Consider the following 26,113-nt stretch of genomic DNA (forward strand, 5'->3'; position numbering starts at 1 on the left):
AGGGAAATTACTACTTTAGTACTGGTTTCCCTGTCTATCGTCGCATTCCCAATGCACCGAGACTGGCATGTAATGGGTTCATAACTATAAGGATTGAACCCCATGCCGCGTGCCCAACGTCGTCTGTTGCGCCCTTCTCTCGCTGCGCTGTCGCTGAGCCTGTTGCTGAGCGTCGCGCACGCCGACACACCGCTGTTCTCCGCCGACGGTTATCGCATCGGCCTCTACCGCAGCCCGACGCCGAACCAGCTTGAAGGTGCGGCCATCATCGACACCGCTGCCCTGCAAACCCTGCTCACCCAGACACCGCGCCCGGTGCTGATCGACGTCTACCGCCGCCAATGGCTGCAAGGACAATTCATCGAAGATCAGCCCCACGAGAACCTGCCCGGCAGCCATTGGCTGGCCAATACCGGGGACGGCGACCTGACACCTGACTGGCAGGGCTATTTTGCGCGTAACCTGAACACATTGACCGCAGGCGACCTCGCGCAACCGCTGGTCTTCTACTGCCGCTCCGACTGCTGGCTGAGCTGGAATGCGGTCAAACGCGCCGCCGCCATAGGCTATAAAACACTGTATTGGTATCGCGACGGCCTGGACGCCTGGCAAGCCGCGAACCTGCCCGTTGAACCGGCCCGGCCCGAGCCCTTCCCCTGACCTTTACGCGTATGTGTTGTTGCCACACCATAATGAAAATAATGAGGTGAAAGGCTATGTACAAAATTCTGATTGCCGACGATCACCCGCTGTTTCGCGAAGCCATCCATAACGTCATCAGCGACGGTTTTCCGGGCAGCGAGGTGATGGAAACCGCCGACCTCGACAGCGCCCTGCTGCTGACTCAGGAACATGACGACCTGGACCTGATCCTGCTCGACCTGAACATGCCCGGCATGCACGGCCTCAACGGCCTGATCAACCTGCGCAACGAGGCGCCGACCATTCCGGTGGTGATCGTCTCGGCCGAGCAGGACAAACAGATCGTGCTGCAAGCCATCACTTATGGCGCGGTGGGTTTCATCACCAAATCCTCGCCAAGGGTGCAGATGACCGAGGCTATCCAGCAAATTCTCAATGGCAATGTGTACCTGCCGCCGGACATCATCCGCACGCAAAAATGCGGCACCCACCGACGCATGAATGACAACCCGAGCTTCCCGCCGGAACTGCTCCAGGCCCTGACCCGCAAGCAGTTGCTGGTGCTCGAACGCATGACCAAGGGTGAATCGAACAAGCAGATCGCCTACACCCTGGAAATCGCCGAAACCACGGTCAAGGCGCATGTCTCGGCGATCCTGCGCAAACTCAACGTGCACAATCGGGTGCAGGCGATATTGAGTGCCGGGGATATTGATTTCGGCTCTTACTTACGGCGTTGAGGCCGCGTGATGATCGTTCCCACGTCGAGGCGTCGAACCGTCTGCGTGGGAATGCCTCACCGGACGCTCCGCGTTCGACTCTGGAAGGGACGCAGAGCGTCCCGGGCTGCATTCCCACGCGGAGCGTGGGAACGATCACCTCAAGGCCTGCCGAGCAAATGACTCATCGCCGTCTTGAGTTTCATCGGCCTTACCGGCTTATGCATCAACGTATGCCCCAGTTCACGAATCTGCTGCTTGAGCTCGTTGCTGTAGTTGGCGGTAATCATCATCGCCGGGATCGCTGAACCGCGGCGGGCGTTGATCCGGGCCACGGCATCGACGCCGTTCTGATCATCGTCCAGGTGATAGTCGGCGATCAGCAAGTCGGCTTCTTCATGATAATTGTCCACCTGCCGCGCCAGGTCCTGCTCCGACAGTGCCGTGACCACCCGACATCCCCACCCTTCAAGCAGCGTGCGCATACCGGCGCAAATCGCCGCGTCGTTATCCAGCACCCACACCCGCGCGCCGCGCAGACGTTCCAGCATCGGCTCACTCATAAGAAGTGCCGGTTGAGCCGTGGGAGCGGTGGCGCTCAATGGCACCTCGACGGAAAACATCGAGCCCTTGCCCGGCCACGAACGCACGTGAATCCGGTGGCCGAGGATCCCGGCAATCTTCTCGACAATCGCCAGCCCCAGACCCAACCCGCGATCCTGATCGGGACGCTGCACGTCACCGCGCTTGAACTCCTGGAAAATCTCTTCCAGCCGATTTTCGGCAATGCCCATGCCGCTGTCCCACACCTCGATGGTCAACCGCTGATGATGACGCCGACACCCGAGCACCACACGACCGCTGTAGGTGTAACGAATGGCGTTGCTCAGCAGATTGCGCAGGATCCGCGCGAGCAACTGGATGTCACTGCGCACCAACGCCGAACACGGGATGAAATGCAGCTCAAGCCCTTCACTGCGGGCCACTTGGGTGTATTCGGCCGCGAGGTTTTCCAGCAGCTCGCTCAGGGCGAACGGTGCAATGTCAGCCTTGATCACCCCGGCATCCAGCTTGGAAATGTCCACCAGCGTGCCCAGCAGGTTTTCCACGTCTTCCAGCGAATTGCTGACATTGCGCACCAAAATCGCATTGGCCACCGGCTCGCGGCGTTCCAGCAAAGCGCTGGTAAACAGTCGCGCAGCGTTCAGCGGTTGCAGCAAATCGTGGCTCACGGCGGCGAGAAACTTGGTTTTCGACAGGTTGGCCTGCTCGGCCTCAAGTTTGGCCTCGCGCAAGCGCGATTCGACGCGCCGACGCTCGTCGATTTCGCGCAGCAGTTGGTCATTGAGGGTGGTCAGTTCGGTGGTGCGTTCGCGCACTCGCAACTCGAGATTCTGATAAGCCTGATGCAGCGCCTCGGCCGTGCGACGACGCTCGGTGATGTCGCGGATCAACACAAAGATCCCCACCACTTCACCGGTGGCCAGGCGATTGGGCACGTAGGAACGCAGCATGTAGCGCTCCTGATTATTGATGTTGGTTTCGGCGAACTCGAACGTCACGCTCTCACCGGCCAGGGCCCGGGCCACATAGGCTTCGAGGCGCTGGTAATGCTGCTCGCTGTGGACTTCGCGCAGGCTCTGCCCGAGCATCACGCCGCGCGGCCAGCAGTACCATTCTTCGTAGACCTTGTTGGTGAACTCGTAGACCAGATCGGCATTGAGGTAGGCAATCAGCGCCGGCACATGGTCAGTGATCAGGCGAATCCAGCGCTCGCTTTCGCTCAACGCTTCGGCATGCTGATAACGTTCGGTGATGTCAGTGAAAGTGTTGACGAAGCCGCCGGTGGGCAACGGATGGGTGCGGATTTCCAGCACACGGCCATCGTAGAGGCGCTGCTCTGATTCCTGCACGTGCCGCCCGTTGGCATCGCGGCTGGCCGGGGTCAGCAGGTTCAATTCGCTGTCGGCGATCACTTCGGCAAACGGCCGATGGGCCGCCACCGGGGCCAGCCCGCTGAGTTCGAGGAAACGCCGGTTCCACAGTTCCAGAATGCCTTCGGCATTGACCATGGCCACGCCTTGGGACAGGTTGTCGACCGCCCGCTGCAGCAAGTGCGACTTCTGCGCCACCGCCTGTTCGCGGCGCACGGTTTCGCTGAGTTTGACGTCGGTAATGTCGGTGAACAGGATCACCCGCCCGCCTTCTTGGGTCGGCCGTTCGCTGACTTGCAACCAGCGGCCATTCTGCAGGCGATAAAACAGGTTTTCGTCGGCATGCCCGCGCGGTTCTTCAGTGAACAGTCCGGTGGCACTCATCAGGCGCTTGACCTCGGCCAGGCGCATGCCCGCATTGATGCGCACCCGGCTGTTGCTCCAGAACGCCTTGAAACGGCTGTTGAACAAGACGATGCGCTGGTCGGCATCGAACAGCACAAAGGCGTCGGAAATGCTCTCGATGGCATCGATCAAATGTTGGTGGGCGGTTTCCGCGCGCAGGCGCGCTTCGCTGAGCAAGTGATTGCCCGACTTGAGTTCGGCCATGGCCTGATTCAAGGCGTCGGTGCGCTCACGCACCTGTTCGGCCAGCACCACCGAATGCTGGAAGGCCGCGTACGGGTCGTTGCCGCGAGTAATGCCGGATTCGATCCGCTCGATCAGCGCGCCATTGATGCGCTGCAGCTTTTGATTGTCGTGGCGCAGGCTGGCGAGCTGTGCCTGGAGCTCAACGATGTCCAGGGGACCGGCCTCGGGCAATGGCAACGCCGGTGAAGGTCTGGTTGATGTGCATGCCATTGAACTGTTCTCCGTAGGTGTTGAAACCCATCACCCGTTGGTCGCGCAAAAACGTTCCGATCTGCTCCAGGCTGCCGCCGTCTTCCAGTTCCAGACGCCTGAGAAAGCAGTCGCAGCCGATGGTCAGCAGTAGGTCGCCAAGACGCGCCTGCAAGCCTTCAAACAAGGTTTGCAGGTTCGGCAGCATCGGCCCGGGGGTCATGACGGTGAGGACGATGCCGTTTTCCACCGCACAGTAAAAACTCAGGCTCAGGTCCGGATGAACCTGCTGGATTGCCCGCACGTAATACTGATCGTTGATCCGCACGGCCAACGGGTGCGCGGCGAAGACCCGGTGATCAAGCTCGGCCACGGGCACGCCGATGTGTCGGGCGTACTCCTCGGCAGCGGGCTCGGCATTGAGTTCAAAAACCCGGCGCGAGGCGCTGTCGGCCCCGGTGACCACCAGTTTCTCGGCCCTCGGCAAGATGTGGTGAGTGGTGAACACCTCGAAATCCAGCCAGGTATTGACCAGCACCACTACAGCCGCGCCGCTGTGAAACTCGCCGCCAAAATAGACGTGGGTGTGGGTCAGGTAGTTGTCGTCGCCGGCCGAACCGCCGAAATGCGGGATGTCGCCCAAAGCTGCGCTCAAGGCGGCGAGGACCATTTCTTCACGGCTGGACAGACCATCGAGCAAGGTCAGGGCAAAGCTGTTGCCCTTGATCGGCGCGAGCGTGTTGCTGCGACAGCCACTGACCAGGCGCTCGACCATTTGCTGGGCGTCGATCAGGCTGAAGCGCTCCATCTCGCAGATCAGTTCGGCGTCGATGGAAAAATGCCGATGATCGAAACCGACCGCCGTCACGCAGTTGCGACCGTAGCCCAACGGGGTGATTTCCCCGGCGCTGGTGCAACCCACCAGGCGAATCCCGCCGAAGCTCTGTTGCAAGGCCTGGCCCAGCGCCTGCAAGTCGTACTCGGCGGAACAGAAGAACAGCACGAAGCCCAGATGCGGGTGCAATAGCTGACGCGCGAGTTCCTGAGCCACTTGTTGGGCATCGGTCGCCTGGGACATGCCACTGACCACCCCTTCACTCTGGACCTGCTGCATGGTCGCCCCCCGCAGGTGCGCGTGTATGAGGCACGAGTGTACGAAGCTTGCGGGCGGCGACGTATGCTACTTGGGTAGCGGTCAGGCGCTTCGATGGGATGAGAGCCGGCGAATTGGGTGCTTGATGGCTGATGCTTTTGTGGCGAGGGAGCTTGCTCCCGCTGGACTGCGCAGCAGTCCCCCAAAATGGCCGATGCGCGACCAGAATCGGGACCGCTTCGCGGTCCAGCGGGAGCAAGCTCCCTCGCCACAGGGGAAGGGTTCACAGATCGACTCTATTACCAGTTCAACACCGCCCCCACCGCAAAGGTGTCGGTGTCTTCGTTCTGGGCGCTGGTGTCGTGGCCGTTGATTTCGAACTGGTTGTACTCGGCCACAAGCTTGAGGTTGTCGTTGACGTCATGGAACAGCGCCACCCCGCGTGTCTCGTAATCCGCACCGCTGCCAACCACGCCGTTTCCGTCGTCATTGGTCTTGCCGTACGACAACGCCAAACGGTTTTTGCCCAGCTTGTAGGAGCCCTGCAGCAAGTAACCGTCGCTGTCGACGTTGCGCAGGGTCGGTTCGCCGGCATTGTTGGTGAAAAACGGGTTGATGCCCTTGGCCTGGAAACCGGATCCGGTCAGCGACAACCCACCCATCTTCGCCTGCACACCGTAGCCGACGCCTTTGGAGGTGACAGACTGCACGATGGAGTCGGTATTGTCCGAGGTCTGGTAACTGCCGTTGACCCAGCTGTAAATCTTCGCCCCACTCACATCGAACTGATAGGTGACTTCACTCTCGGTGCGCGGGTTTTCCTGATAAGCCTTGCCCAATGGGCTGCTGTCGTTGGTGTCGACCGGGTCGAGAATCCCCACGGCGACCCGCAACCCCTCCATCACCGGGGTGCGGTAGGTGATCTGCGACGTCGGGAACGGATACGGATAACCCGTGCCGATATTGCCGAACGACACCCCGCCACCGTCCACCAAACCCAGGGTATCGCTGACCTGGCCGTAACCGGCGAGCATTTCATCGAGCAGAATGTTGGAGCGGGCGAACAGGCCGAAGTCCTTGCCGATCAGCACTTCGCCCCATTCCGGGTTGGCCACGGTGCCGTAGAACTGCCGCACGTCGATGGCGGTGTCGGTGCCGTTGGTCTGGCTGTCGTTGATGGTCACCCAGAAGGAAGCCCGGGCGCCGAGTTTGAGGTCATCGATCTGTTTGCCCATGTTGAAACCCAGGTAGTTGGGCAGATAGCCCATTTTCACCCGTGCCTGACGCCGGTCGTATTGATCGCCGGCACGGTCCACATCGCTGTTCACGTAGAAGGCGTTGATGTAGCCGTCGGTTGAGAACGTGGTCTGGTCCTTGTCGTAAAGCACGATCTCGGCTTCGGCCATTGAACTCAAACCAAGGGTCGACAGGCTGGCGATAAAGGCAGGCAAGTAACGATGCTTGAAATTCTTATTGTTGTGCATGACGCGCTCCGCAGCGGGGGACTGGATGTCGGAGGCGATTATCGAAAGGTGACCGGCGGCGGCATACGCTGCCTTGGGGGCGGTTTTGAAGTGCTTTGGGTTGGCGGGTGATGCGCGGCAAATTCGGTGTAAGACCGGGTCGCGCCAAGACCCGGAACTTATGATGTACGCCTGACCGGCAGACCGGCGGCCACAGGAACCGGTACTCCCTAGACGCCCGCCCTGAACAGCATGTAAGCGGCGACCACCACACAGACGCTGGCGAAGCCGATTTGCAGGGCACGGGCCGGAACTCGTGCGCACAGGTGTCGGCCAACGATCATGCCGACGATGCTGGCGACAATGAACGCCACGCCCAATGCGTCAATCCTGACCCCGGCATGAAACGCGCCGATCACGCCGATGGCCGAGATAAGGCTGATTACCATCAAGGAGGTGGCGACAATGCCGCGCATCTGCACATCCGTCAGTTGCTTGAACGCAGGCACGATCAGGAAGCCACCACCGACGCCCAGCAACCCCGACACCACGCCCGTCACCGCGCCAAGTGCCGCGAGGGTCGCGGTGCATTTCGCGGTCCAGGAAAAACGCCCGGTCTGCTGATCGAGCATGCAGTTCTTCTGGCCCCAGTTGGCGTGGCCGTGGTCGCTCGGCCCTTCGTCCTGGCGTTCACGACGCAGCATCCGCCAGGCCACCATGACCATCAGCAGACTGAACAGGATCATCAGGATTTTTTCCGGCAACTGATGGGCAAAGTAGATGCCGACCGGCGAAAAAATCGCCCCCAGCAGTGCGATCAGCAATGCCGCACGATAGCGCACCAGGCCATGGCGCAAACCATCAATGGCCCCGACCGCCGCCGCACTGCCCACCGCAAACAACGCCACCGGCGCGGCCTGGGTCATGGTCAAACCCAGCCCCAGCACCAGGGCCGGCACCGCGAGAATGCCGCCACCTGCCCCGGTCAATCCAAGGACCAGGCCCATCACCACACCAAAAAAACTCGCCAACAACATAAAACGCTCGTGATCCGCGAAAAAAAGCCGGGAACGCCCGGTATCGATGAGTGACAGGATAGAGCCCGTGCGGATTTTTTCCTTCATGAATTAACGCAGGGCTGGTCATCGCAGGGAAAATGAAACTACCCTCATGGCTTGTCCTGAAAGAAAACGGCCACCATGCCTGCCTTGATTGAAGCTTTTCTAGACCCTGCCTCGTCGACCTACAGCTACGTGATCTACCAAGGTGATGGTGGTCAATGCGCCGTCGTCGACCCGGTGCTCGATTACGACCCCGCCGCCGGACGCACCGCCACCACCCAGGCGGATAAAATCATCGCCTTCGTTCGCGACCATAAGTTGCAGGTGCAATGGCTGCTGGAAACCCACGCCCATGCCGATCACCTGTCCGCCGCTCCGTATCTGCGTCGGGAGCTGGGTGGCAAAATCGCCATCGGCCAGTCGATCAGCAAGGTGCAGGGCGTGTTCAAGACCCTGTTCAACCTTGAGCCAGAGTTTCACAGCGACGGGTCGCAATTCGACCATCTGTTCGCCCCGGACGAATCGTTCATGATCGGCCACCTCAAGGCCACGGCCCTGCATGTACCGGGCCACACGCCGGCAGACATGGCTTATTTGATCGACGGTGATGTGATCCTGGCGGGCGATACCTTGTTCATGCCGGACGTGGGCACTGCCCGTTGCGACTTCCCCGGCGGCAACGCCAACCAGATGTTCGCCTCGATTCATAAACTGCTGGCCTTCCCCGCCAGCGTTCGGCTCTACGTCTGCCACGACTACCCGCCCGAAGGCCGCGAATCCCGGTGCATGACCACGGTTGGCGAACAGCGCAAAAGCAATATCCACATTCATGACGGCATCGATGAAGCGGCCTTCGTCGCCATGCGCACCCAGCGTGATGCCGGGTTAGGTATGCCGACGCTGTTGCTGCCGGCGATTCAGGTGAATGTGCGGGCGGGGAATTTGCCGCCGGCGGAAGATAATGGCGTGACCTACCTGAAAATCCCGATCAACAAACTCTGACTTACCCTTGTCGATCGTTCCCACGCTCTGCGTGGGAACGAGCACTCTAGGCCCCCAGGGTCAGGCCGTTGGCTGGCAATGGCAGCGCAGTTTTGTAGCGCACTTGCTTGAGCGCAAAGCTTGAGCGGATGTTGGCCACGCCGGGGACTTTGGTGAGGAAGTCCATCATGAAACGCTCCAGCGACTGAATGGTCGGCACCAGCACCCGGATCAAATAGTCCGGGTCGCCCGCCATCAAGTAACACTCCATCACTTCCGGTCGATCCGAAATCGCTTCCTCGAAATGCTGCAACGCTTCTTCCACCTGTTTCTCCAGGCTCACATGAATGAACACGTTCACGTGCAGCCCCAGCAGGTCGGCATCCAGCAGCGTCACTTGCTCGCGAATCAGCCCCAATTCTTCCATCGCCTTGACCCGATTGAAGCACGGTGTCGGCGACAGGTTGACCGAGCGTGCGAGGTCGGCGTTGGTGATGCGGGCGTTCTCCTGAAGGCTGTTCAAAATGCCGATATCGGTACGGTCCAGTTTGCGCATGAGACAAAACCACCTGTTTTTTATGTTTATGCAGATTTTTTATCCTCAAATGATCTCCAACGCAACGAAACAGAGATAAATATTCTTCTGCGCCGGGCCTATGATTGTTGTAGGACAAGAATTCTTTTATCGAAGAATGACGGTCAGCTCACTACAAGAAATTCACAAGATCGAGCGTAGAAGCCATGAACCAAGCGTACGAACCGCTGCAACTGCACGTTCCCGAACCATCGGGCCGTCCTGGCTGCAAAACCGACTTTTCCTACCTGCGTCTGACCGATGCCGGTACGGTGCGCAAACCCCCAATCGACGTTGAACCGGCCGACACCGCTGATCTGGCCAAGGGCCTGATTCGCGTGCTCGACGACCAGGGCAATGCCCTCGGTCCATGGGCTGAAGGCGTACCCGCCGAGATCCTGCGTAAAGGCATGCGCGCCATGCTCAAGACGCGGATCTACGACAACCGCATGGTGGTCGCCCAGCGTCAGAAAAAAATGTCGTTCTACATGCAGAGCCTTGGCGAAGAAGCCATCGGCAGCGGCCAGGCCCTGGCGCTGAATGTCGATGACATGTGCTTCCCGACGTACCGTCAGCAAAGCATCCTGATGGCCCGCGAAGTACCGCTGGTGGGCCTGATCTGCCAACTGCTGTCCAACGAGCGCGATCCGCTCAAGGGACGTCAGCTGCCAATCATGTACTCGGTCAAAGACTTCGGCTTCTTCACTATTTCCGGCAACCTCGCCACCCAATTCGTACAGGGTGTGGGCTGGGGCATGGCGTCGGCGATCAAGGGCGACACCAAAATCGCCTCGGCGTGGATTGGCGACGGTGCCACCGCTGAATCCGACTTCCACACCGCCCTCACCTTCGCTCACGTTTACCGTGCGCCCGTGATCCTCAACGTGGTCAACAACCAGTGGGCGATCTCGACGTTCCAGGCGATTGCCGGTGGTGAAGCCACTACGTTCGCCGGTCGTGGCGTCGGTTGCGGCATTGCCTCCCTTCGGGTCGACGGCAACGATTTCGTCGCGGTCTACGCGGCCTCAGCCTGGGCTGCCGAACGCGCTCGCCGCAACCTCGGCCCGACCATGATCGAATGGGTCACCTACCGCGCCGGCCCGCACTCCACTTCCGATGATCCGTCCAAATACCGTCCTGCCGACGACTGGAGCTACTTCCCGCTGGGCGACCCGATTGCGCGCCTGAAGCAGCACCTGATCAAAATCGGTCAGTGGTCCGAAGAGGAGCACGTCGCCGTCAGCGCCGAACTGGAAGCCGAAGTGATTGCCGCGCAGAAAGAAGCCGAGCAGTACGGCACCCTCGCCGGTGGCCAGATTCCGAGCGCCGCGACCATGTTCGAAGACGTCTATAAAGAGATGCCGGAGCACTTGAAGCGCCAGCGTCAAGAGTTGGGGATCTGACATGAACGATCACAACAACAATATTCAGCCGGAAACCGCCATGACCACGACCACCATGACCATGATCCAGGCCCTGCGCTCGGCCATGGATGTGATGCTTGAGCGTGATGACAACGTCGTGGTGTTCGGCCAGGACGTGGGCTACTTCGGCGGCGTGTTCCGCTGCACCGAAGGCCTGCAGAACAAGTACGGCACCTCCCGGGTGTTCGATGCGCCGATCTCCGAAAGCGGCATTGTCGGCGTTGCCGTGGGCATGGGCGCCTACGGTCTGCGTCCGGTGGCCGAGATTCAGTTCGCCGACTACGTGTACCCGGCGTCGGACCAGATCATTTCCGAAGCCGCGCGCCTGCGTTATCGCTCGGCCGGCGAGTTCACCGCACCAATGACCCTGCGCATGCCTTGCGGCGGCGGCATCTATGGCGGTCAGACCCACAGCCAAAGTATCGAAGCAATGTTCACCCAGGTCTGCGGCCTGCGCACGGTCATGCCGTCCAACCCTTACGACGCCAAAGGCCTGCTGATCGCCTCTATCGAAAACGATGACCCGGTGATCTTCCTTGAGCCAAAACGCCTGTACAACGGCCCGTTCGATGGCCACCACGACCGTCCGGTAACCCCGTGGTCGAAACACCCGGCCGCACAAGTCCCGGACGGTTACTACACCGTGCCGCTGGACGTTGCCGCCATTGCCCGTCCGGGCAAAGAAGTGACCATCCTGACCTACGGCACCACCGTTTACGTCTCGCAAGTCGCTGCGGAAGAAACCGGGATCGACGCTGAAGTCATCGACCTGCGCAGCCTGTGGCCGCTGGACCTGGAGACCATCGTCAAGTCGGTGAAGAAAACCGGCCGCTGCGTGATCGTTCACGAAGCGACCCGCACGTGCGGCTTCGGCGCCGAACTGGTCGCCCTGGTGCAAGAGCACTGCTTCCATCACCTGGAAGCGCCGATCGAACGCGTCACCGGTTGGGACACTCCCTACCCGCACGCGCAAGAGTGGGCGTATTTCCCTGGTCCGTCCCGTGTGGGCGCGGCTTTGAAACGGGTTATGGAGGTCTGAATGGGCACGCACGTTATTAAAATGCCGGACATTGGTGAAGGCATTGCAGAAGTTGAGTTGTCGGTGTGGCACGTCAAGGTCGGCGACATGGTCGTCGAAGATCAGGTGCTGGCCGATGTCATGACCGACAAGGCGATGGTTGACATCCCTTCGCCGGTGCATGGCAAGGTGATTGCGCTGGGCGGACAGCCTGGCGAAGTCATGGCGGTTGGCAGCATCCTGATCAGCATCGAAGTCGAAGGCGCGGGCAACGTTAAAGAGTCGGCCCAGCCTGCACCTGTTAAAGAAGCGCCGGTTGCAGCGCCGAAAGCTGAAGCCGTGGTGGCAAGCAAACCGGTCGCGGCCGCAGCGCCACGAGCCGCCGTTTGCCAAGGCCCAATGGTGGCTCGCGAAGCCGACGAACGCCCGCTGGCCTCCCCGGCCGTGCGCAAACATGCGCTGGACCTCGGCATCCAGTTGCGCCTGGTCCGTGGCACCGGCCCTGCCGGTCGCGTGCTGCACGAAGACCTCGACGCTTATCTGGCTCAGGGCCAGTCGAATGCATCGAGCGTCGGCAGTGCTTACACCCAGCGTAACGACGAAGAACAAATCCCGGTGATCGGCATGCGCCGCAAGATTGCCCAGCGCATGCAGGACGCCACGCAACGCGCCGCTCACTTCAGTTATGTCGAAGAAATCGACGTGACCGCCGTGGAAGAACTGCGCGCGCACCTGAACGAAAAACACGGTGCGACCCGCGGCAAGCTGACCTTGCTGCCATTCCTGGTCCGAGCGCTGGTCGTCGCCCTGCGCGACTTCCCGCAGATCAACGCCCGTTACGACGACGAAGCCCAGGTCATCACCCGCCTCGGCGCCGTCCACGTGGGCATCGCCACGCAAGCCGACATCGGCTTGATGGTGCCGGTGGTGCGTCACGCCGAAGCCCGCAGCCTGTGGGACAACGCTCAGGAAATCTCCCGTTTGGCCACTGCCGCGCGTAATGGCAAGGCTGCCCGCGATGAACTGTCCGGCTCGAGCATCACCCTGACCAGCCTTGGTGCGTTGGGCGGCATCGTCAGTACCCCGGTGCTGAACCTGCCGGAAGTGGCGATTGTCGGCGTCAATAAAATCGTCGAACGCCCGATGGTCGTCAAAGGCCAGATCGTGATTCGCAAGATGATGAACCTCTCCAGCTCCTTCGATCACCGTGTGGTCGATGGCATGGACGCGGCGCAATTCATCCAGGCCGTTCGTGGTCTGCTCGAACAACCCGCCACCCTGTTCGTGGACTGATTTTAGAGGAGCATGCATGCAAACCTTGAACACCACGCTGCTGATCATCGGCGGCGGCCCTGGCGGTTATGTGACGGCGATTCGTGCCGGCCAGCTGGGCATCTCGACCATTCTGGTGGAAGGCGAATCACTGGGCGGTACCTGCCTGAACATCGGCTGCATTCCGTCGAAGGCGTTGATTCACGTCGCTGAACAGTTCCACCAGACGCAACACCACAGCCAACACTCGGCCCTGGGCATTAGCGTGTCCGCGCCAACCCTCGACATCAGCAAGAGCGTCGAGTGGAAGGACGGCATTGTCGATCGCCTGACCACCGGCGTCGCGGCCCTGCTGAAAAAGAACAAAGTCCAGGTCATTCAAGGCTGGGCGAAAGTGATCGATGGCAAAACCGTTGATGTGGGCGACACGCGGATCCAGTGCGAACACCTGGTGCTGGCCACCGGTTCGAAAAGCTTGAACCTGCCGATGCTGCCGATTGGCGGGCCGATCATCTCCTCCACCGAGGCCCTGGCGCCGACCTCCGTGCCGAAACGGCTGGTCGTGGTCGGTGGCGGCTACATCGGTCTGGAGCTGGGGATTGCCTATCGCAAGCTTGGCGCTGATGTGAGCGTGGTCGAGGCGCAGGAGCGCATTCTGCCGGCCTACGATGCCGAACTGACCCAGCCGGTACACGACGAACTGAAAAAACTCGGCGTGAAGCTTTACTTGAAGCACAGCGTCCAAGGCTTTGATTCTGCTAGCAATACACTGCAAGTTTTTGAGCCGGGTGGCGACACCCTGAACCTGGAAACGGATCAGGTGCTGGTGGCCGTCGGTCGCAAGCCGAACACCCAGGGCTGGAACCTTGAAGCACTGAATCTGGACATGAACGGCTCGGCGATCAAGATCGACAACCGCTGCCAGACCAGCATGCGCAACGTGTACGCCATCGGCGACTTGAGCGGCGAACCGATGCTCGCGCACCGGGCCATGGCTCAGGGTGAGATGGTTGCCGAACTGATCAGCGGCAAGTCCCGCGAGTTCAACCCGACCGCCATCGCCGCCGTGTGCTTTACCGACCCGGAACTGGTGGTCGTCGGCCAGACCCCGGACGACGTCAAGGCTGCAGGTCTGGACTGCATCGTTTCCAGCTTCCCGTTCGCGGCCAATGGCCGGGCGATGACGCTGGAATCCAAAAGCGGCTTCGTGCGTGTCGTGGCACGGCGTGACAATCATGTGATTGTCGGCTGGCAAGCGGTGGGCGTGGGCGTGTCGGAGCTGTCGACGGCGTTCGGCCAGAGCCTGGAAATGGGCGCTCGGCTGGAAGACATCGCCGGCACCATCCATGCGCATCCGACGCTGGGCGAGGCGGTGCAGGAAGCGGCGCTGCGCGCTCTGGGGCATGCGCTGCACCTGTGATTCAGAACAATGGATGGCGGCATAGATGGCCCCATCGCTAGCAGGCTAGCTCCCACATTTGGAATGCGTTCTCCTGTGGGAGCTAGCCTGCTGGCGATTTCTTGAGGTCAACTCGATTTATCTGTCTGTCATCCGATAGTCCGGGCTGCGAATTGGGCCCGGAATGAAGTATTGTTGTCCCCATCCAGAAAAACGTCAGAAGCCTTGAACCGTTTCGGCGGTTGTTAAGTGATAGAGGGTGTCATGGGTAACGAAAGCATCAATTGGGACAAGCTGGGTTTTGACTACATCAAGACCGACAAGCGCTATCTGTCGTACTGGCGTAATGGCGAGTGGGACAAAGGCACCCTGACCGAAGACAACGTGCTGCACATCAGCGAAGGCTCCACTGCCCTTCACTATGGTCAGCAATGCTTCGAAGGCATGAAGGCCTATCGTTGCAAGGACGGCTCGATCAACCTGTTCCGTCCGGATCAGAACGCCCTGCGCATGCAACGCAGCTGCGCACGCCTGCTGATGCCGTTCGTGGAAACCGAGCAGTTCATCGAAGCCTGCAAAGAAGTGGTTCGTGCCAACGAGCGTTTCATCCCGCCTTACGGCACCGGCGGCGCGCTGTACCTGCGTCCGTTCGTGATCGGCGTGGGTGACAACATCGGTGTGCGTACCGCGCCCGAGTTCATCTTCTCGATCTTCGCCATTCCGGTCGGCGCCTATTTCAAGGGTGGCCTGACGCCGCACAACTTCCTGATCTCCAGCTACGACCGCGCCGCCCCACAAGGCACCGGTGCAGCCAAAGTCGGTGGCAACTACGCGGCCAGCCTGATGCCAGGTTCCCAGGCCAAGAAGGCGCATTACGCCGACTGCATCTACCTGGACCCGATGACCCACACCAAAATCGAAGAAGTCGGCTCGGCCAACTTCTTCGGGATCACCCACGACAACAAGTTCGTCACGCCGAACTCGCCGTCGGTGCTGCCGGGCATCACCCGTCTGTCGTTGATCGAGCTGGCCAAATCGCGTCTGGGCCTGGAAGTGGTTGAAGGTGACGTGTTCATCGACAAGCTGTCCGACTTCAAGGAAGCCGGCGCTTGCGGCACTGCTGCCGTGATCACCCCGATCGGCGGCATCAGCTACAACGACCACCTGCACGTGTTCCACAGCGAAACCGAAGTCGGCCCGGTCACCCAGAAGCTCTACAAAGAGCTGACCGGTGTACAGACTGGCGACATCGAAGCGCCAGCGGGCTGGATCGTTAAGGTTTGATCTGACCCCTGCTGCATCGAAGCCCTCCATCGCATTGGCGATGGGGGGCTTTTTTATGAGCGATGCCCGGCATCTGCCCGCGCAATACGTTTACCGCCCCTGCCCTTGATTCCGCTCGCCTGGCCATCCTGTTGCTTACCCGTGCGTGCCTGGGTGATCAGCCCCGGAATCAGCGCGCCTTCAGGCAGGTTTTTCCAGAACCGTGCCGGTAAATGCCCTTGCATGACTTTCGGGTTCAAACGCGCAGGATTGAAGATGTGGCTGTAGTAGGTCAACCACATGTCGCTGTGCGGGTCGTCGACGTTTTGTGCCAGCTGCTGCCATTCAACCGGGCACTGCCGTTGGTGGATCAACTGCTCGCCATCGTAGTAAACCCCGTCTCGGGGCGTCGCGATCAACCAGCGATGCCGGCCCATGCGCCCGATAAAATGTTCACTGGCACTGTGCAGGATGTCGTGGGCAGGTTCATGCCACGCGACGTATTGCGGCCCCTCACCTTCAGGCATTGCCACGAAGCGTACAAATGCATGTAGATGATGAGCTTCACGCTGTACCTGTTTGATTCTTCTATGAAATTCACTGCCAAGATTGTCACCGGCCAGCATCGCGGTGTGGTCACCATGGCTGACCCGCCACAGCACTTCGTACAGCAGACTCCAGCGTTGATCACCGCGATAACGGGCGGCGCGCTCAAGGGTGTCCAACAGCGTTCGCGGTATCCGAGCCTGAAACGGGCCCTGGGTTGGGGGTGGTGCATCGTCACTGGCGAACAGATCGGGCACGCCTTCACTGGCCCAGCTCACGCGGCTCGGGTCCACCTCATGACTGAGCAGCCAGCGAGCCTGCTGGCGCCAGGTGTCGAACAGGTCGTCGCAATCCAGACTGATCATCCCCATAACCCCATTTGCTGCGGCTGCGGCCGGTCGCGCAGTTGCTGATAAAGCAAATGACTGGTGACCTCGGCCTGCTGCGGGTGGTAGTCGCTGGTGATGAAGAACGGCTTGGCCTTGGCCAGCACGCAGCGCATTCGGGCCAGGTCTTCGTAGCGAATGCGGCGCTGACGGCGCAACTCCACCAGCCGCTCGGTGGTGCGCAGGCCGATACCGGGAATGCGCGCGATCAACGATGCCTCGGCGCGATTGAGGTCCAGCGGAAACACTTCGCGATTCTCCAGTGCCCACGCCAGCTTCGGGTCGATGTCGAGCGCCAGGTGCCCAGGCCCTTTGAACAGCTCGCCCGCGGTGAAGCCGTAGCTGCGCAACAGGAAGTCCGCCTGATACAAGTGGTGCTCGCGCATCAGCGGTGGCGCGGCCAAAGGCACGCTTTTCGGGCTGTTGGGGATCGGGCTGAATGCCGAGTAATAGACCCGGCGCAAACTGAAGTTGCCATATAGCGCCTGGGCGCTGTGGAGAATGGTGCTGTCATCGGTGTCATCGGCGCCGACGATCATTTGCGTGCTCTGCCCGGCAGGGGCAAATTTTGGTGCGCGCGGTTCGTTGAGTACGGTTTGTACGCCGGTGTAGATGGTTTTCATCGCTTGCTTGATCGAGCCCAGCTGTTTCTCCGGGGCCAGGGTTTGCAGGCTGGCGTCGGTGGGCAATTCAATGTTCACGCTCAAGCGATCGGCGTAGCGCCCCGCCTCCTCGATCAGCGCCGGGTCGGCTTCGGGGATGGTCTTGAGGTGGATGTAACCGCGGAACTCGTGGTCTTCGCGCAGCAATTTGGCCACGCGGATCAGCTGCTCCATGGTGTAGTCCGCCGAGCGAATGATCCCGGAACTGAGAAACAGCCCACTGACGCAGTTACGCCGGTAGAAATCCATGGTCAGCGTCACCACTTCTTCTGGCGTGAAGCGTGCGCGTGGCACGTCGCTGGAGCGTCGATTGACGCAATACTGGCAGTCGTAAAGACAGAAATTGGTCAGCAGCACCTTCAGCAACGAAACACAGCGCCCGTCCGGTGTGTAGCTGTGGCAAATGCCCATGCCGTCGGTCGAGCCCAGGCCGCTCTTGCCCTCGGAACTACGCTTCGGCGCGCCACTGCTGGCGCAAGACGCGTCGTACTTGGCGGCGTCGGCGAGAATGCTGAGCTTGTCGATGAGTTCCATGGGATACGCCTTTTACTGTGTGGATATACAGTATAGGGTCGCCCTTCATGGCACAAGCGATCAACGAACCCTTGGTCGGGTCAAATCACATCATGCGCTGGCAGCGGTTGGCGCTGCGCCCGGACGGGCTGTACGTCTGGCAGTGACAGGCCGAACCGCGCGCCAAGCTCCCTGCGTCCCAGCGCCGTCAACGCCAGCGCCCGGCTGTCCAGATCCTGCGTCACCCATTTACGCTTGATCGCCGCTTGCAACAACGCAGCCCCCAGCGAACCACCCAAATGTGGCCGGCGCATGCTCCAGTCCAGGCACGGGCAAGCAAAGCGGCGGCGCAAGGTGTTCAGGTCGTTGGCTTCGATACCCAATCCTTCCATCAACGCCTCGCCGCTGTCGCTCAGGCGATAAACCTGCTCATCGGTTTCCAGCAACCAGCCTTTTTCCAGCATCCGGTCATGCAGCAACACCGCCAGCGTCCCGGCCATGTGGTCGTAGCAGGTGCGGGCGAATTGCAGGCGATCCGGCGTTCGCGAACTAAACGTCGGCGAGGTGTTCTGGCCGATCACCATCAGCGCTTCCAGTGCCTGGGCCACGCGTTTGTCCGCGAGGCTGTAATAGCGATGGCGGCCCTGCACGTGCAAACGCAGCAGCGCCAGTTCCTTGAGCTTGGCCAGGTGCGCGCTGGCGGTGGAGGCGCTGACTTCGGCAATTGCCGCGAGCTCGGTGCTGGTGCGAGCGTGGCCGTCCATCAGCGAACAGAGGATTTTCGTCCGGGCCGGTTCCGCGATGGCTGCGGCCACTTGAGAGACGCCGATGTCGTGTTGTTCAACGTTCATATTTCGCTCCCGGACGAATCAAGGCCCTTTCGGACTGGAGATAGTAGCAACACTTTCCTCTCCACGAAAAAGGCTACGACCCATGGACCCGATCATCGCTGCGACTCATGCCGATCCCTATCCCTATTACGCCGGGCTGCGCGCCGAGGGTGGGTTGGTGTTTCACCAAGGGCTGAAACTGTGGGTTGCGAGTAGCGCCCAAGCGGTTGCGGCGGTGCTGGCGCATCCGGATTGCCATGTTCGGCCGGCCGCTGAGCCGGTGCCCAAAGCGATTGCCGACGGCATGGCCGGCAAGGTGTTTGGTCAATTGATGCGGATGAATGAGGGCGAACGTCAGCGTTGCCCGAGGTCGGCGATCGAGCCGGGTTTGGCGCTGATTGATCAGAACGAGGTCAATACGCTGGTGGCCGCGCGGTTGATCACGCCGGATGCCGATGGGTTGTACAACGCCATGTTTCGCGGGCCGGTTTGTGTGGTGGCGGCGTTGCTGGGGTTCTCACCGGCTCAGGGTCGGGCGATCAGTGAGCTGACGGCGGATTTCGTCGCGTGCCTGTCGCCGCTGAGTGATCAGGCACAACTGAAGGTTGCCCATGCTGCGGCGGAACAGTTGAGGGGTTATTTCATTGAGCTACTGGATGATCCGGACAACAGAAGCGCACTGCTCGCCGGGATTCGCTCACGCTTCGCCGGCGACACTGAAACGCTGATTGCCAATCTGATCGGGCTGTTCTCCCAGACGTATGAAGCCACCGCCGGGCTGATTGGAAACTCGATAGTGGCGCTGATTCGAAACCCGTCGTTACTGCGCGATACGACGCACGTTGACCACTTGATCGCTGAAATTCAGCGCTTCGACCCGTCAGTACAGAACACCCGCAGGTTTGTCGCGGCACCCTGCGAAATCGAGGGTGTAAACCTCAATTCAGGCGATGTGATTATGGTGCTGCTGGCTTCGGCCAACAGGGATCCGCAACTCAATGACAGTCCCGACACCTTTATTCTAAATCGCCCGCATTGGCGCAGTTTCACGTTTGGCGCCGGGCGGCATCAATGTCCGGGGCAAATGCTGGCGTTGGGAATTGCCAGTGCCACGTTGAGCGCGATTCTGCTGCATCTACCTGCTCTGGATCGATTGGTCTGGAAGTACCGGCCTTCACTGAACGGGCGTATTCCGGTCTTTAGCGATCTGATGGTGCGGCAGTCCTAATGACTAGAACGCAGTCATTAGGACTACCCCCCAAAAGAGTCAAATTAACAACGACCCTCCCACAACCCGCTCCCTGCCTGACATCCCGGACTGGCCCGTATTTTGATCGTAAACCTACGCTTTCAATCAACTAACGATCGCACCCTAAAAGACCGGCTGACTTATCAGGAAGAGGATTGCTGCATGCTCAACGAATTTCACAATCGCTTGGCCGTTGTTACTGGCGCAAGTTCCGGCATCGGCCTGACGGTCACCGAACGACTATTGGAGCAAGGTGCTCGCGTATTGGCGATGTCACGCCAGCTCGGCGGCCTGGCCGAATTGGCGGAACGCTTCAATGACCAACTGGCCTGGGTGGCTGGCGATGTCACTTGCCAAGAGGACCTCGCCCGGCTGGGCAATCGCGCCGAAACCTTGGGGCCGGTGGATTTCGTGGTACCCAATGCCGGCATCGCCCAACTGGCCGATGGCCTGGATGTAGCCGCCTTCGACCGTCAGTGGGCGGTCAACGGCGCCGGTGCGCTGAACACCTTGGCCTGCCTGCGCGGCCACTTGGCGGCGTCCGCTTCGGTAGTGTTCATCGGAACGTTCCTGGCCAACGTGACCTTTCCCGGACTGGCAGCCTACATCGCGTCGAAAGCAGCGCTGATCGCCCATGCCCGGACCCTGGCTGTAGAGTTGGCCCCTCACGGTATCCGAATCAACACCGTATCGCCCGGCCCCACGGCCACCCCGATCTGGTCGACCCTTGGCTTGAAGCCTGCGGAACTGGGCGATGTCGCCAACACGGTCAACCAACGGCTGCTCGGCGGAAGTTTTCTGGAACCGGGTGCCGTGGCAGACGTGATCCTGTTCCAGTTGAGCCGCGGCGCACGTAGCGTGTACGGCCAGGATTGGGTGGTCGACAGCGGTTACACCGTGCGCTAGCCCTGCATGTGTCTGCGCTTCAGGACGCCAAATTCACGCCAGTCGAGCCGCTACAAAGTGGACAAAGGCTTGCAACTTGGGCAGCGATTTCCTGGAGCGCGGATACACCATCTGCACCGGTTTGGGTGGCGGAACATAGGCGTCCATAATCCGGACCAGTTCACCTTTGGCCAACGCTGCCGACACCAGGAAATCAGGCTGCATCAAGATTCCCTCTCCCGCCACGGCCGCCTGCAACAGCACCTGACCATCATTGCTCTTCAGCACCGCGCTGTCAGGCCAGGGCACTTCGCTGGCGCCGTTTCTCAGCGGCCAGGCAAACCGGTTGTTCCAGGACGTATGGGTGAGAATTCTGTGTCGGTGCAGGTCTTCGGGGCACTGGGGCTCCTGCCACTTTTCCAGATACCGGGGTGAGGCGCAGATCACCATTCGATACGGCGGCAACGGCGTGGCCAACAGATTGACGCCGATCAGTTCGGAAATCCTGAACGCCAGATCGAATGACGTTTCGTACAAGTCCACCACTTCATTGCTCAGAATCAGCTCGACCTGAATCTGCGGATAACGCTGCATGAACTCGGCCACCAGCGGCCCCACCAGGGAAACGCCGAGGCTCATCGGCGCGGTGATTCGCAGCAGGCCGCTGGGCTCCGGGCTGGACGCTTCGACCCGACTGAATGCGTACTTCACTTGTTCCAGCGCCAATTTGGCTTCTTCGTAAAACAATCGGCCCTCACCCGTGATGGATTGCCGCCGGGTAGTGCGTTTAATCAGCTGGGTATTGAGGGTTTTCTCCAGGCTCTGGATATGCCGCCCGACCATGACCGCCGACATGCCGACTTCATGGGCCGCATCGGCGAAGCTACCCGCCTCGACGACCGCGACGAACACTTCCATTTGCCTGAGTTTGCTCATCACCCTGCCTTGCATTCGATACATCAGGTTAAAGGAGTAATAACCGGCGATGCGTTTATCACCCGGGACTTTGTCCCTAGAGTCACTTTAATAAAGTGCATAACGAGGCGCCATTGATGCAAACCCTACTGGACACGTCACTGAGTTCTTTCGCGCGGGCAGACCTGTTGCAAGGTCCCACGCCGATTCAGCGGGCCGAACGCCTGGAACAGCTGCTGGGTTTGAAGACGCAGGGCATCGGCCTGTTTCTCAAGCGCGATGATCACATGTTGATCGGCGGTGGCGGCAACAAACTGCGCAAACTCGAATTTCACCTCGGTGCGGCGCTCGCGGCCGGGGTCGACACGGTCATTACCATCGGCGGCCTGCAGTCCAATCATGCGCGCCTGACGGCCGCGGTGTGTGCCCGTCTGGGCATTGCCTGCGAATTGATCCTGACCCGGTCGGTGCCCAAATCCGAAGTGGATTACGAACTTAACGGAAACGTCCTGCTCGACCAGTTGTTCGGCGCCGAAATACGGGTGCTGGCCGGGGGCAGCGACTCACTCGCCGAGGCCGAGAAACGGGCCGCGCAACTTCGGGATGCCGGGCGAAAAGTGTTGGTGATACCGACCGGGGGCTCAACGCCGCTGGGCAGTCTTGGTTATGCGCGTTGCGCAGCGGAAATCGCGCAGCAGGAAACGGAACTCGGCCTCAACTTTAATCAGGTTGTCGTGCCCAATGGCAGCGCTGGCACCCACGCGGGGCTCGCCGCAGGCTTTCAGTTGCTGGGTCGGGGGACGTCGATCGTCAAGTCGTATTCGGTCTTGTCTGATCGGGACACGTCAGCGGACAGAACCGTGCGATTAACTCAGGATGCACTGACATTGCTGGGCAGCGACGCGGTTGTTCAGGCTTCCGAGATTGTCATTGATGGCAGTCAGCTGGGCGACGGGTACGGTCTGCCGACCCCCACCATGCTCGACGCGGTGCGCCTGATGGCTCGGGCCGAAGGCTTGTTGATTGACCCGGTGTATTCCGGGAAAGCATTTGCCGGGTTGCTGGGTGATCTCAGGCAAGGACGCTTCCAGCGCGGTGACAATGTGCTGTTTGTGATGACGGGTGGAACGCCGGGATTGTATACGTATCGGGAGACGTTTCAGGTCTGATCGTCAGTCATAACGGGGGTTGGTGACGGCCAAATCACTACATCATTTGTAACTGTCGCAGGAGGCTACATCACCTTGCGCCATTGCCTACAACTGCGCCAGAATCCGCCGGCTTGTGCGCCTTGGGGCTCGTCGGTAACTTGGTTCCGGTCACAGCTCATCAGTGATCGGGTCTGCAAGCCCGACGGAACTATTCGCATAGCGTTGCCAAAAGGACACTTTTTTTGTCCGTTTTGATGGCGGCTTTGCGCGGGAGACTTTCGGGTCTGCCGGGTTCCTGGTTCCCCGGTCTTGCAGACCCGCGCATAGCTGCCACCCCATCATCTGCAAGTGATGTTGGCAGCTCCTAATGGACCAAGGAGCATCACGATGATTAAAGAAACACCAAATCCCCCAGAGTCAGAAACCGATACAGACCCGGCCTCCCCCTACGAATCCCTCGATTCAAAAAAACTCCACGAAGCCGCCGAACGCGCCCTCGATCACTACCTCAACCCCGCCGCACTCAAAGACGCCAAAACCCCGCGCAAGCCCAGCACCATGTTCATGGTCGCCCCCGACATGGACAGCGAAAGCCTGCTGGCCAATGCCTGCGAATCCATGGCCTCCGCGAGCGTCATGCTCAGTGACTTCGCCGACCTTCTGGAAGGCCCGCATCGCAACAAGGCGCTGGGGATTGCGCAGGTCGTCATGCTGGGCGAACTGCCGGTAAACCGGGCGCTGGATAACATCGACCCGCAAGGCTAGTGATGTCCTGTGGTGAGGGGCTTGCTCCCTTGCCACAGCTAATGCCTGACTTTTCTGTCTACCTGCATGGCCGTTTTTTGTTTCAACTCAGCGCATAACAACAAGCTGACGCCATTTGTAACAACGGCCAACGCTTCAGAAAAGCCCTACATCCATCCAAGTCCTATTCGTATAGCGTCCACATCGCCTTCAAAAGTTGAAACAAGGACGCTCATGACTCACAACACCCAGCAAGACCACCTGAGAATAAATCAGGAGCCGAATCATGTTTTTTGGATCAGCGGATTTTTAAAAGGTGATGACGAAGGTGACTTCTTAAAGTATGAACTGACAGTTCCACCTGAATTTGAAGCCACGATAGTGGGTGTACTAGGCTGGAAAAATCTTGATGAAAGCGCGTACGGCGACTGCTTACTGACTGCCGAGCAAATACAACAAACCGCCAAAGCGCTCAACGTGCAGCTACCGACTGACCTGGACCTCTTCATAGGGCTGCGGGAATAGCGGGAAAAACTGTTAACTGCGGCGAGGGGCTTGCCCCCTCGCTTCACCTGCCATTTCAGCCCACGCGTTTATCAATCATCCCGCGTCAGCACTTCCAGCAACTCAATCTCAAAAATCAGGTTCGAATTCGGCGTGATCTTGCCCATCGTCCGCTCGCCGTACGCCAAATGCGCCGGCACCAGTAATTTGCGCTTGCCGCCGACCTGCATCCCCATAATCCCCTGATCCCAGCCCTTAATTACCCTCCCCGTGCCAATCACGCACTGGAAGGGTTTGCCACGGCTGTAGGAAGAATCGAATTCGGTGCCGTCCTCGAGCCAGCCGCGATATTGGGTGGTGATCAGCGCGCCTTTGACGGCGGCTTTGCCTTCGCCGACTTCAAGATCGATTACCTGCAATTCATCATTCATCACGTTCACTCTATTGTTCACTCACCCAACAGGGCGTAATGGGCGCCGTTTTCCCAGAAATGTGCGCCGTTGGCAACCCATACACACTGTTTCCGGCATCAACCTCAACTAAGATAACCAACACCAAGGCTTACGGATCAAAACGACACGATGGCAATTTTTGAATGAATGACGTCTGGACCAGCGCAGCCATCGGCTCAGTGATGCTTGCCCTGATTGTCGCGCTGATTTGCCGCGAGCGCTCGCTGCAAAAACAGTTGGCCGAGCATCGCGCACTGATCACCAGCCTCTCCGAAGGCCTGCACATCCGCCAGGACGGCGACGCCGAGCGTTTCAAACGCAGCCAATACTTCGCCCGCATCGGCACCTGGGACTGGGATGTCGACACCGACAAGCTCTACTGGTCGGACGCGATCTATGGAATGTTCGGCTTCAAGATCGGCGAGGTGACGCCCTCCTACGCGCTGTTTTGCGCCTGCGTACACCCGGACGACCGGGTCAAAGTCCGGGCCGGGGAATTGCGTTGCCTGGAAACCGGTGAAAACCATGACGAGGAATACCGCGTTGTGTGGCCCGACGGCAGCATTCGCTGGCTGCGGGAAACCGGCAACGTGGTGAAGAACGACCATGACGCCACCGTCAAGATGATGGGCGTCGTGCGTGACATCACCGAGGAAAAAGCCTCGGCCAGTTACCTGCAACATTTGGCACATTACGACCCGCTGACCGGCCTGCCCAATCGCCTGGTGCTTGAAGAGCGCCTCTGCGAAGCGCTGGAACAGGCACGCGTCAGCGCCACACGGGTGGCGTTGGTGTTTGTCGACCTCAACGGGTTCAAGGCAATCAACGATCATTACGGTCACGCGGCCGGCGACCGGGTGCTGATCACTACCGCTACGCGATTGAAGAAAATCCTGCGCTCAACCGATACAGTCGCCCGGATCGGCGGCGACGAATTCGTGGTGATTCTTCAGGGCCTGCCCCAAGGCGTCAGCCTGCAAGACGAGGCTCGTACCATCTGCCAGAAAATCTTCGTCGAGCTGTCACCGCCAATCACCATCGGCAACGACCAGCGCCACATCGGCACCAGCCTGGGCGTGGCGGTTTTCCCGGACCATGCGCCGAGCATGGACCGGTTGATTCACATTGCGGACCTGGCGATGTATGAGGCGAAGCGCAGCGGGAATAATCAGTATCGGTTGGGCGAACAAACGATGAGTCCTAGCAGGGTCGAATGACCCTGGCGGTCTAACGCTCTATCGGCGTGATCTCCACAATCGTCCCGTTGGTCACCATCACCATCATGTACTTGTCAGCGATCTGCACCCATTGCGCCTGTTCCTTCGGCGCTTTCAGGCCTTTCGCTTTCCAGTTGCCGAGCGCTTTTTCGCTGCGCTGGTAAATGTCCGGGGCGCGGTCGCCGACCACCAGTTGACGGGAGTTGTTGATCCCGGGCTGGACGGTTTTTGCGGGGGGATCATCCGCCTGAACGATGGGGCTGATACCGGCGAGGCCTGCGACGAGGGCAAGGCTGGCGATAAAGGTCTTGTTGTTCATCGATGAACCTCCAGTAAATTCGTGGCACCTGAACTCCGACTGCGCCCGTGTGGAATC

Annotated in this window: 25 protein-coding genes; 14 read left to right on the forward strand and 11 right to left on the reverse strand. The window is 60.0% G+C overall.

What is annotated here, in order from left to right:
* Positions 1 to 102 precede the first annotated feature (102 nt).
* Entirely contained in the window at positions 103 to 660 is a 558-nt protein-coding gene (locus ACYZT8_RS16305) for a PQQ-dependent catabolism-associated CXXCW motif protein (protein ID WP_461974176.1), read from the forward strand.
* A 56-nt stretch (positions 661 to 716) separates the two neighbouring features.
* Positions 717 to 1,382, forward strand: a complete 666-nt coding sequence (locus ACYZT8_RS16310; protein WP_094471953.1) for a response regulator transcription factor — start codon at positions 717 to 719, stop codon at positions 1,380 to 1,382.
* A 140-nt stretch (positions 1,383 to 1,522) separates the two neighbouring features.
* On the opposite strand, the gene nahK is transcribed toward ACYZT8_RS16310, so the two are convergent.
* From nahK to ACYZT8_RS16330, 4 genes are all read right to left on the reverse strand, one after another.
* Positions 1,523 to 4,117 carry a hybrid sensor histidine kinase/response regulator NahK/ErcS' gene (gene nahK / locus ACYZT8_RS16315; RefSeq protein WP_461982490.1) on the reverse strand — a complete coding sequence of 865 codons (2,595 nt, stop codon included), beginning with the start codon at positions 4,115 to 4,117 and terminating at the stop codon, positions 1,523 to 1,525.
* The gene (nosP, locus tag ACYZT8_RS16320; RefSeq protein WP_461974178.1) at positions 4,086 to 5,249 is read right to left on the reverse strand and encodes a nitric oxide-sensing protein NosP; all 1,164 of its coding nucleotides are present in this window, start codon (positions 5,247 to 5,249) and stop codon (positions 4,086 to 4,088) included. Before nosP ends, nahK begins: the two co-directional genes overlap by 32 nt.
* Before the next feature lie 278 nt (positions 5,250 to 5,527).
* The gene (locus ACYZT8_RS16325; RefSeq protein ID WP_461974180.1) at positions 5,528 to 6,712 is read right to left on the reverse strand and encodes a porin; all 1,185 of its coding nucleotides are present in this window, start codon (positions 6,710 to 6,712) and stop codon (positions 5,528 to 5,530) included.
* A 209-nt stretch (positions 6,713 to 6,921) separates the two neighbouring features.
* The gene (locus tag ACYZT8_RS16330) at positions 6,922 to 7,728 is read right to left on the reverse strand and encodes a sulfite exporter TauE/SafE family protein (RefSeq protein WP_461974182.1); all 807 of its coding nucleotides are present in this window, start codon (positions 7,726 to 7,728) and stop codon (positions 6,922 to 6,924) included.
* A gap of 162 nt (positions 7,729 to 7,890) precedes the next feature.
* Between ACYZT8_RS16330 and ACYZT8_RS16335 the strand changes: the two genes are divergently transcribed.
* Complete coding sequence (locus tag ACYZT8_RS16335) at positions 7,891 to 8,754, forward strand: MBL fold metallo-hydrolase (RefSeq protein ID WP_461974184.1); 864 nt, start codon at positions 7,891 to 7,893, stop codon at positions 8,752 to 8,754.
* 46 nt (positions 8,755 to 8,800) lie between these two features.
* On the opposite strand, the gene bkdR is transcribed toward ACYZT8_RS16335, so the two are convergent.
* Positions 8,801 to 9,289 carry a Bkd operon transcriptional regulator BkdR gene (gene bkdR, locus ACYZT8_RS16340; RefSeq protein ID WP_025111414.1) on the reverse strand — a complete coding sequence of 163 codons (489 nt, stop codon included), beginning with the start codon at positions 9,287 to 9,289 and terminating at the stop codon, positions 8,801 to 8,803.
* Between the two features lie 185 nt (positions 9,290 to 9,474).
* Between bkdR and ACYZT8_RS16345 the strand changes: the two genes are divergently transcribed.
* The 5 genes from ACYZT8_RS16345 (at position 9,475) to ACYZT8_RS16365 (ending at position 15,704) form a co-directional block, all read left to right on the forward strand.
* Positions 9,475 to 10,710, forward strand: a complete 1,236-nt coding sequence (locus ACYZT8_RS16345) for a thiamine pyrophosphate-dependent enzyme (protein WP_461974187.1) — start codon at positions 9,475 to 9,477, stop codon at positions 10,708 to 10,710.
* Position 10,711: 1 nt separating this feature from the next.
* The gene (locus ACYZT8_RS16350) at positions 10,712 to 11,770 is read left to right on the forward strand and encodes an alpha-ketoacid dehydrogenase subunit beta (RefSeq protein ID WP_461974189.1); all 1,059 of its coding nucleotides are present in this window, start codon (positions 10,712 to 10,714) and stop codon (positions 11,768 to 11,770) included.
* The gene (locus ACYZT8_RS16355; protein WP_461974190.1) at positions 11,771 to 13,042 is read left to right on the forward strand and encodes a dihydrolipoamide acetyltransferase family protein; all 1,272 of its coding nucleotides are present in this window, start codon (positions 11,771 to 11,773) and stop codon (positions 13,040 to 13,042) included. It abuts the gene before it with no gap.
* 16 nt (positions 13,043 to 13,058) lie between these two features.
* Entirely contained in the window at positions 13,059 to 14,441 is a 1,383-nt protein-coding gene (gene lpdA, locus ACYZT8_RS16360) for a dihydrolipoyl dehydrogenase (RefSeq protein ID WP_461974192.1), read from the forward strand.
* A 243-nt stretch (positions 14,442 to 14,684) separates the two neighbouring features.
* Positions 14,685 to 15,704, forward strand: coding sequence for a branched-chain amino acid aminotransferase (locus ACYZT8_RS16365; protein WP_461974194.1), 1,020 nt, complete (start codon positions 14,685 to 14,687; stop codon positions 15,702 to 15,704).
* A gap of 53 nt (positions 15,705 to 15,757) precedes the next feature.
* Here the strand turns inward: ACYZT8_RS16365 and ACYZT8_RS16370 are convergent, their stop codons facing one another.
* From ACYZT8_RS16370 to ACYZT8_RS16380, 3 genes are all read right to left on the reverse strand, one after another.
* The gene (locus tag ACYZT8_RS16370) at positions 15,758 to 16,594 is read right to left on the reverse strand and encodes a TIGR03915 family putative DNA repair protein (RefSeq protein ID WP_461974196.1); all 837 of its coding nucleotides are present in this window, start codon (positions 16,592 to 16,594) and stop codon (positions 15,758 to 15,760) included.
* Positions 16,591 to 17,811 carry a putative DNA modification/repair radical SAM protein gene (locus ACYZT8_RS16375; RefSeq protein WP_461974198.1) on the reverse strand — a complete coding sequence of 407 codons (1,221 nt, stop codon included), beginning with the start codon at positions 17,809 to 17,811 and terminating at the stop codon, positions 16,591 to 16,593. Before ACYZT8_RS16375 ends, ACYZT8_RS16370 begins: the two co-directional genes overlap by 4 nt.
* 80 nt (positions 17,812 to 17,891) lie before the next feature.
* The gene (locus tag ACYZT8_RS16380; RefSeq protein WP_461974200.1) at positions 17,892 to 18,641 is read right to left on the reverse strand and encodes an ArsR/SmtB family transcription factor; all 750 of its coding nucleotides are present in this window, start codon (positions 18,639 to 18,641) and stop codon (positions 17,892 to 17,894) included.
* 82 nt (positions 18,642 to 18,723) lie between these two features.
* Between ACYZT8_RS16380 and ACYZT8_RS16385 the strand changes: the two genes are divergently transcribed.
* On the forward strand, positions 18,724 to 19,848 hold the full coding sequence (locus ACYZT8_RS16385; protein ID WP_461974201.1) for a cytochrome P450: 1,125 nt from the start codon (positions 18,724 to 18,726) through the stop codon (positions 19,846 to 19,848).
* 183 nt (positions 19,849 to 20,031) lie between these two features.
* Positions 20,032 to 20,775 carry an SDR family NAD(P)-dependent oxidoreductase gene (locus ACYZT8_RS16390; RefSeq protein WP_461974203.1) on the forward strand — a complete coding sequence of 248 codons (744 nt, stop codon included), beginning with the start codon at positions 20,032 to 20,034 and terminating at the stop codon, positions 20,773 to 20,775.
* A gap of 33 nt (positions 20,776 to 20,808) precedes the next feature.
* Here ACYZT8_RS16390 and ACYZT8_RS16395 read toward each other — a convergent pair whose 3' ends face one another.
* Positions 20,809 to 21,690, reverse strand: coding sequence for a LysR family transcriptional regulator (locus ACYZT8_RS16395; protein WP_461974205.1), 882 nt, complete (start codon positions 21,688 to 21,690; stop codon positions 20,809 to 20,811).
* Between the two features lie 116 nt (positions 21,691 to 21,806).
* Between ACYZT8_RS16395 and ACYZT8_RS16400 the strand changes: the two genes are divergently transcribed.
* The 3 genes from ACYZT8_RS16400 (at position 21,807) to ACYZT8_RS16410 (ending at position 24,089) form a co-directional block, all read left to right on the forward strand.
* Positions 21,807 to 22,838: a D-cysteine desulfhydrase family protein gene (locus tag ACYZT8_RS16400; protein WP_461974207.1), complete on the forward strand. Its 1,032-nt coding sequence runs from the start codon at positions 21,807 to 21,809 to the stop codon at positions 22,836 to 22,838.
* A gap of 369 nt (positions 22,839 to 23,207) precedes the next feature.
* Positions 23,208 to 23,585: a DUF6124 family protein gene (locus tag ACYZT8_RS16405; RefSeq protein WP_461974209.1), complete on the forward strand. Its 378-nt coding sequence runs from the start codon at positions 23,208 to 23,210 to the stop codon at positions 23,583 to 23,585.
* A 213-nt stretch (positions 23,586 to 23,798) separates the two neighbouring features.
* Positions 23,799 to 24,089 (forward strand): pyocin S6 family toxin immunity protein, encoded by a 291-nt coding sequence (locus ACYZT8_RS16410; RefSeq protein ID WP_461974211.1) that lies wholly within the window; start codon positions 23,799 to 23,801, stop codon positions 24,087 to 24,089.
* A gap of 71 nt (positions 24,090 to 24,160) precedes the next feature.
* On the opposite strand, the gene ACYZT8_RS16415 is transcribed toward ACYZT8_RS16410, so the two are convergent.
* Positions 24,161 to 24,499, reverse strand: coding sequence for an FKBP-type peptidyl-prolyl cis-trans isomerase (locus ACYZT8_RS16415; RefSeq protein ID WP_461974213.1), 339 nt, complete (start codon positions 24,497 to 24,499; stop codon positions 24,161 to 24,163).
* A 164-nt stretch (positions 24,500 to 24,663) separates the two neighbouring features.
* On the opposite strand from ACYZT8_RS16415, the gene ACYZT8_RS16420 reads away from it, so the two are divergent.
* A complete protein-coding gene (locus ACYZT8_RS16420) occupies positions 24,664 to 25,737 on the forward strand; it encodes a diguanylate cyclase domain-containing protein (RefSeq protein WP_461974215.1) in 1,074 nt (357 codons plus the stop codon).
* A gap of 10 nt (positions 25,738 to 25,747) precedes the next feature.
* Here ACYZT8_RS16420 and ACYZT8_RS16425 read toward each other — a convergent pair whose 3' ends face one another.
* A complete protein-coding gene (locus ACYZT8_RS16425) occupies positions 25,748 to 26,056 on the reverse strand; it encodes an RcnB family protein (protein ID WP_461974217.1) in 309 nt (102 codons plus the stop codon).
* Positions 26,057 to 26,113 lie beyond the last annotated feature (57 nt).

Source organism: Pseudomonas sp. LB3P93 (genome assembly GCF_054898025.1).

What these genes read in the sequence shown, in the direction of transcription:
- nosP (WP_461974178.1), bottom strand. Translation starts at nt 5,249, where the DNA reads ATGCAGCAGGTCCAGAGTGAAGGGGTGGTCAGTGGCATGTCCCAGGCG.
- ACYZT8_RS16385 (WP_461974201.1), top strand. Translation starts at nt 18,724, where the DNA reads ATGGACCCGATCATCGCTGCGACTCATGCCGATCCCTATCCCTATTAC.
- ACYZT8_RS16345 (WP_461974187.1), top strand. Translation starts at nt 9,475, where the DNA reads ATGAACCAAGCGTACGAACCGCTGCAACTGCACGTTCCCGAACCATCG.
- ACYZT8_RS16420 (WP_461974215.1), top strand. Translation starts at nt 24,664, where the DNA reads ATGAATGACGTCTGGACCAGCGCAGCCATCGGCTCAGTGATGCTTGCC.
- ACYZT8_RS16400 (WP_461974207.1), top strand. Translation starts at nt 21,807, where the DNA reads ATGCAAACCCTACTGGACACGTCACTGAGTTCTTTCGCGCGGGCAGAC.
- ACYZT8_RS16355 (WP_461974190.1), top strand. Translation starts at nt 11,771, where the DNA reads ATGGGCACGCACGTTATTAAAATGCCGGACATTGGTGAAGGCATTGCA.
- ACYZT8_RS16405 (WP_461974209.1), top strand. Translation starts at nt 23,208, where the DNA reads ATGATTAAAGAAACACCAAATCCCCCAGAGTCAGAAACCGATACAGAC.
- ACYZT8_RS16325 (WP_461974180.1), bottom strand. Translation starts at nt 6,712, where the DNA reads ATGCACAACAATAAGAATTTCAAGCATCGTTACTTGCCTGCCTTTATC.
- ACYZT8_RS16415 (WP_461974213.1), bottom strand. Translation starts at nt 24,499, where the DNA reads ATGAATGATGAATTGCAGGTAATCGATCTTGAAGTCGGCGAAGGCAAA.
- ACYZT8_RS16425 (WP_461974217.1), bottom strand. Translation starts at nt 26,056, where the DNA reads ATGAACAACAAGACCTTTATCGCCAGCCTTGCCCTCGTCGCAGGCCTC.
- ACYZT8_RS16350 (WP_461974189.1), top strand. Translation starts at nt 10,712, where the DNA reads ATGAACGATCACAACAACAATATTCAGCCGGAAACCGCCATGACCACG.
- ACYZT8_RS16365 (WP_461974194.1), top strand. Translation starts at nt 14,685, where the DNA reads ATGGGTAACGAAAGCATCAATTGGGACAAGCTGGGTTTTGACTACATC.
- ACYZT8_RS16410 (WP_461974211.1), top strand. Translation starts at nt 23,799, where the DNA reads ATGACTCACAACACCCAGCAAGACCACCTGAGAATAAATCAGGAGCCG.
- ACYZT8_RS16375 (WP_461974198.1), bottom strand. Translation starts at nt 17,811, where the DNA reads ATGGAACTCATCGACAAGCTCAGCATTCTCGCCGACGCCGCCAAGTAC.
- bkdR (WP_025111414.1), bottom strand. Translation starts at nt 9,289, where the DNA reads ATGCGCAAACTGGACCGTACCGATATCGGCATTTTGAACAGCCTTCAG.
- ACYZT8_RS16335 (WP_461974184.1), top strand. Translation starts at nt 7,891, where the DNA reads ATGCCTGCCTTGATTGAAGCTTTTCTAGACCCTGCCTCGTCGACCTAC.
- ACYZT8_RS16370 (WP_461974196.1), bottom strand. Translation starts at nt 16,594, where the DNA reads ATGATCAGTCTGGATTGCGACGACCTGTTCGACACCTGGCGCCAGCAG.
- ACYZT8_RS16395 (WP_461974205.1), bottom strand. Translation starts at nt 21,690, where the DNA reads ATGAGCAAACTCAGGCAAATGGAAGTGTTCGTCGCGGTCGTCGAGGCG.
- ACYZT8_RS16390 (WP_461974203.1), top strand. Translation starts at nt 20,032, where the DNA reads ATGCTCAACGAATTTCACAATCGCTTGGCCGTTGTTACTGGCGCAAGT.
- ACYZT8_RS16330 (WP_461974182.1), bottom strand. Translation starts at nt 7,728, where the DNA reads ATGTTGTTGGCGAGTTTTTTTGGTGTGGTGATGGGCCTGGTCCTTGGA.
- ACYZT8_RS16305 (WP_461974176.1), top strand. Translation starts at nt 103, where the DNA reads ATGCCGCGTGCCCAACGTCGTCTGTTGCGCCCTTCTCTCGCTGCGCTG.
- lpdA (WP_461974192.1), top strand. Translation starts at nt 13,059, where the DNA reads ATGCAAACCTTGAACACCACGCTGCTGATCATCGGCGGCGGCCCTGGC.
- ACYZT8_RS16380 (WP_461974200.1), bottom strand. Translation starts at nt 18,641, where the DNA reads ATGAACGTTGAACAACACGACATCGGCGTCTCTCAAGTGGCCGCAGCC.
- ACYZT8_RS16310 (WP_094471953.1), top strand. Translation starts at nt 717, where the DNA reads ATGTACAAAATTCTGATTGCCGACGATCACCCGCTGTTTCGCGAAGCC.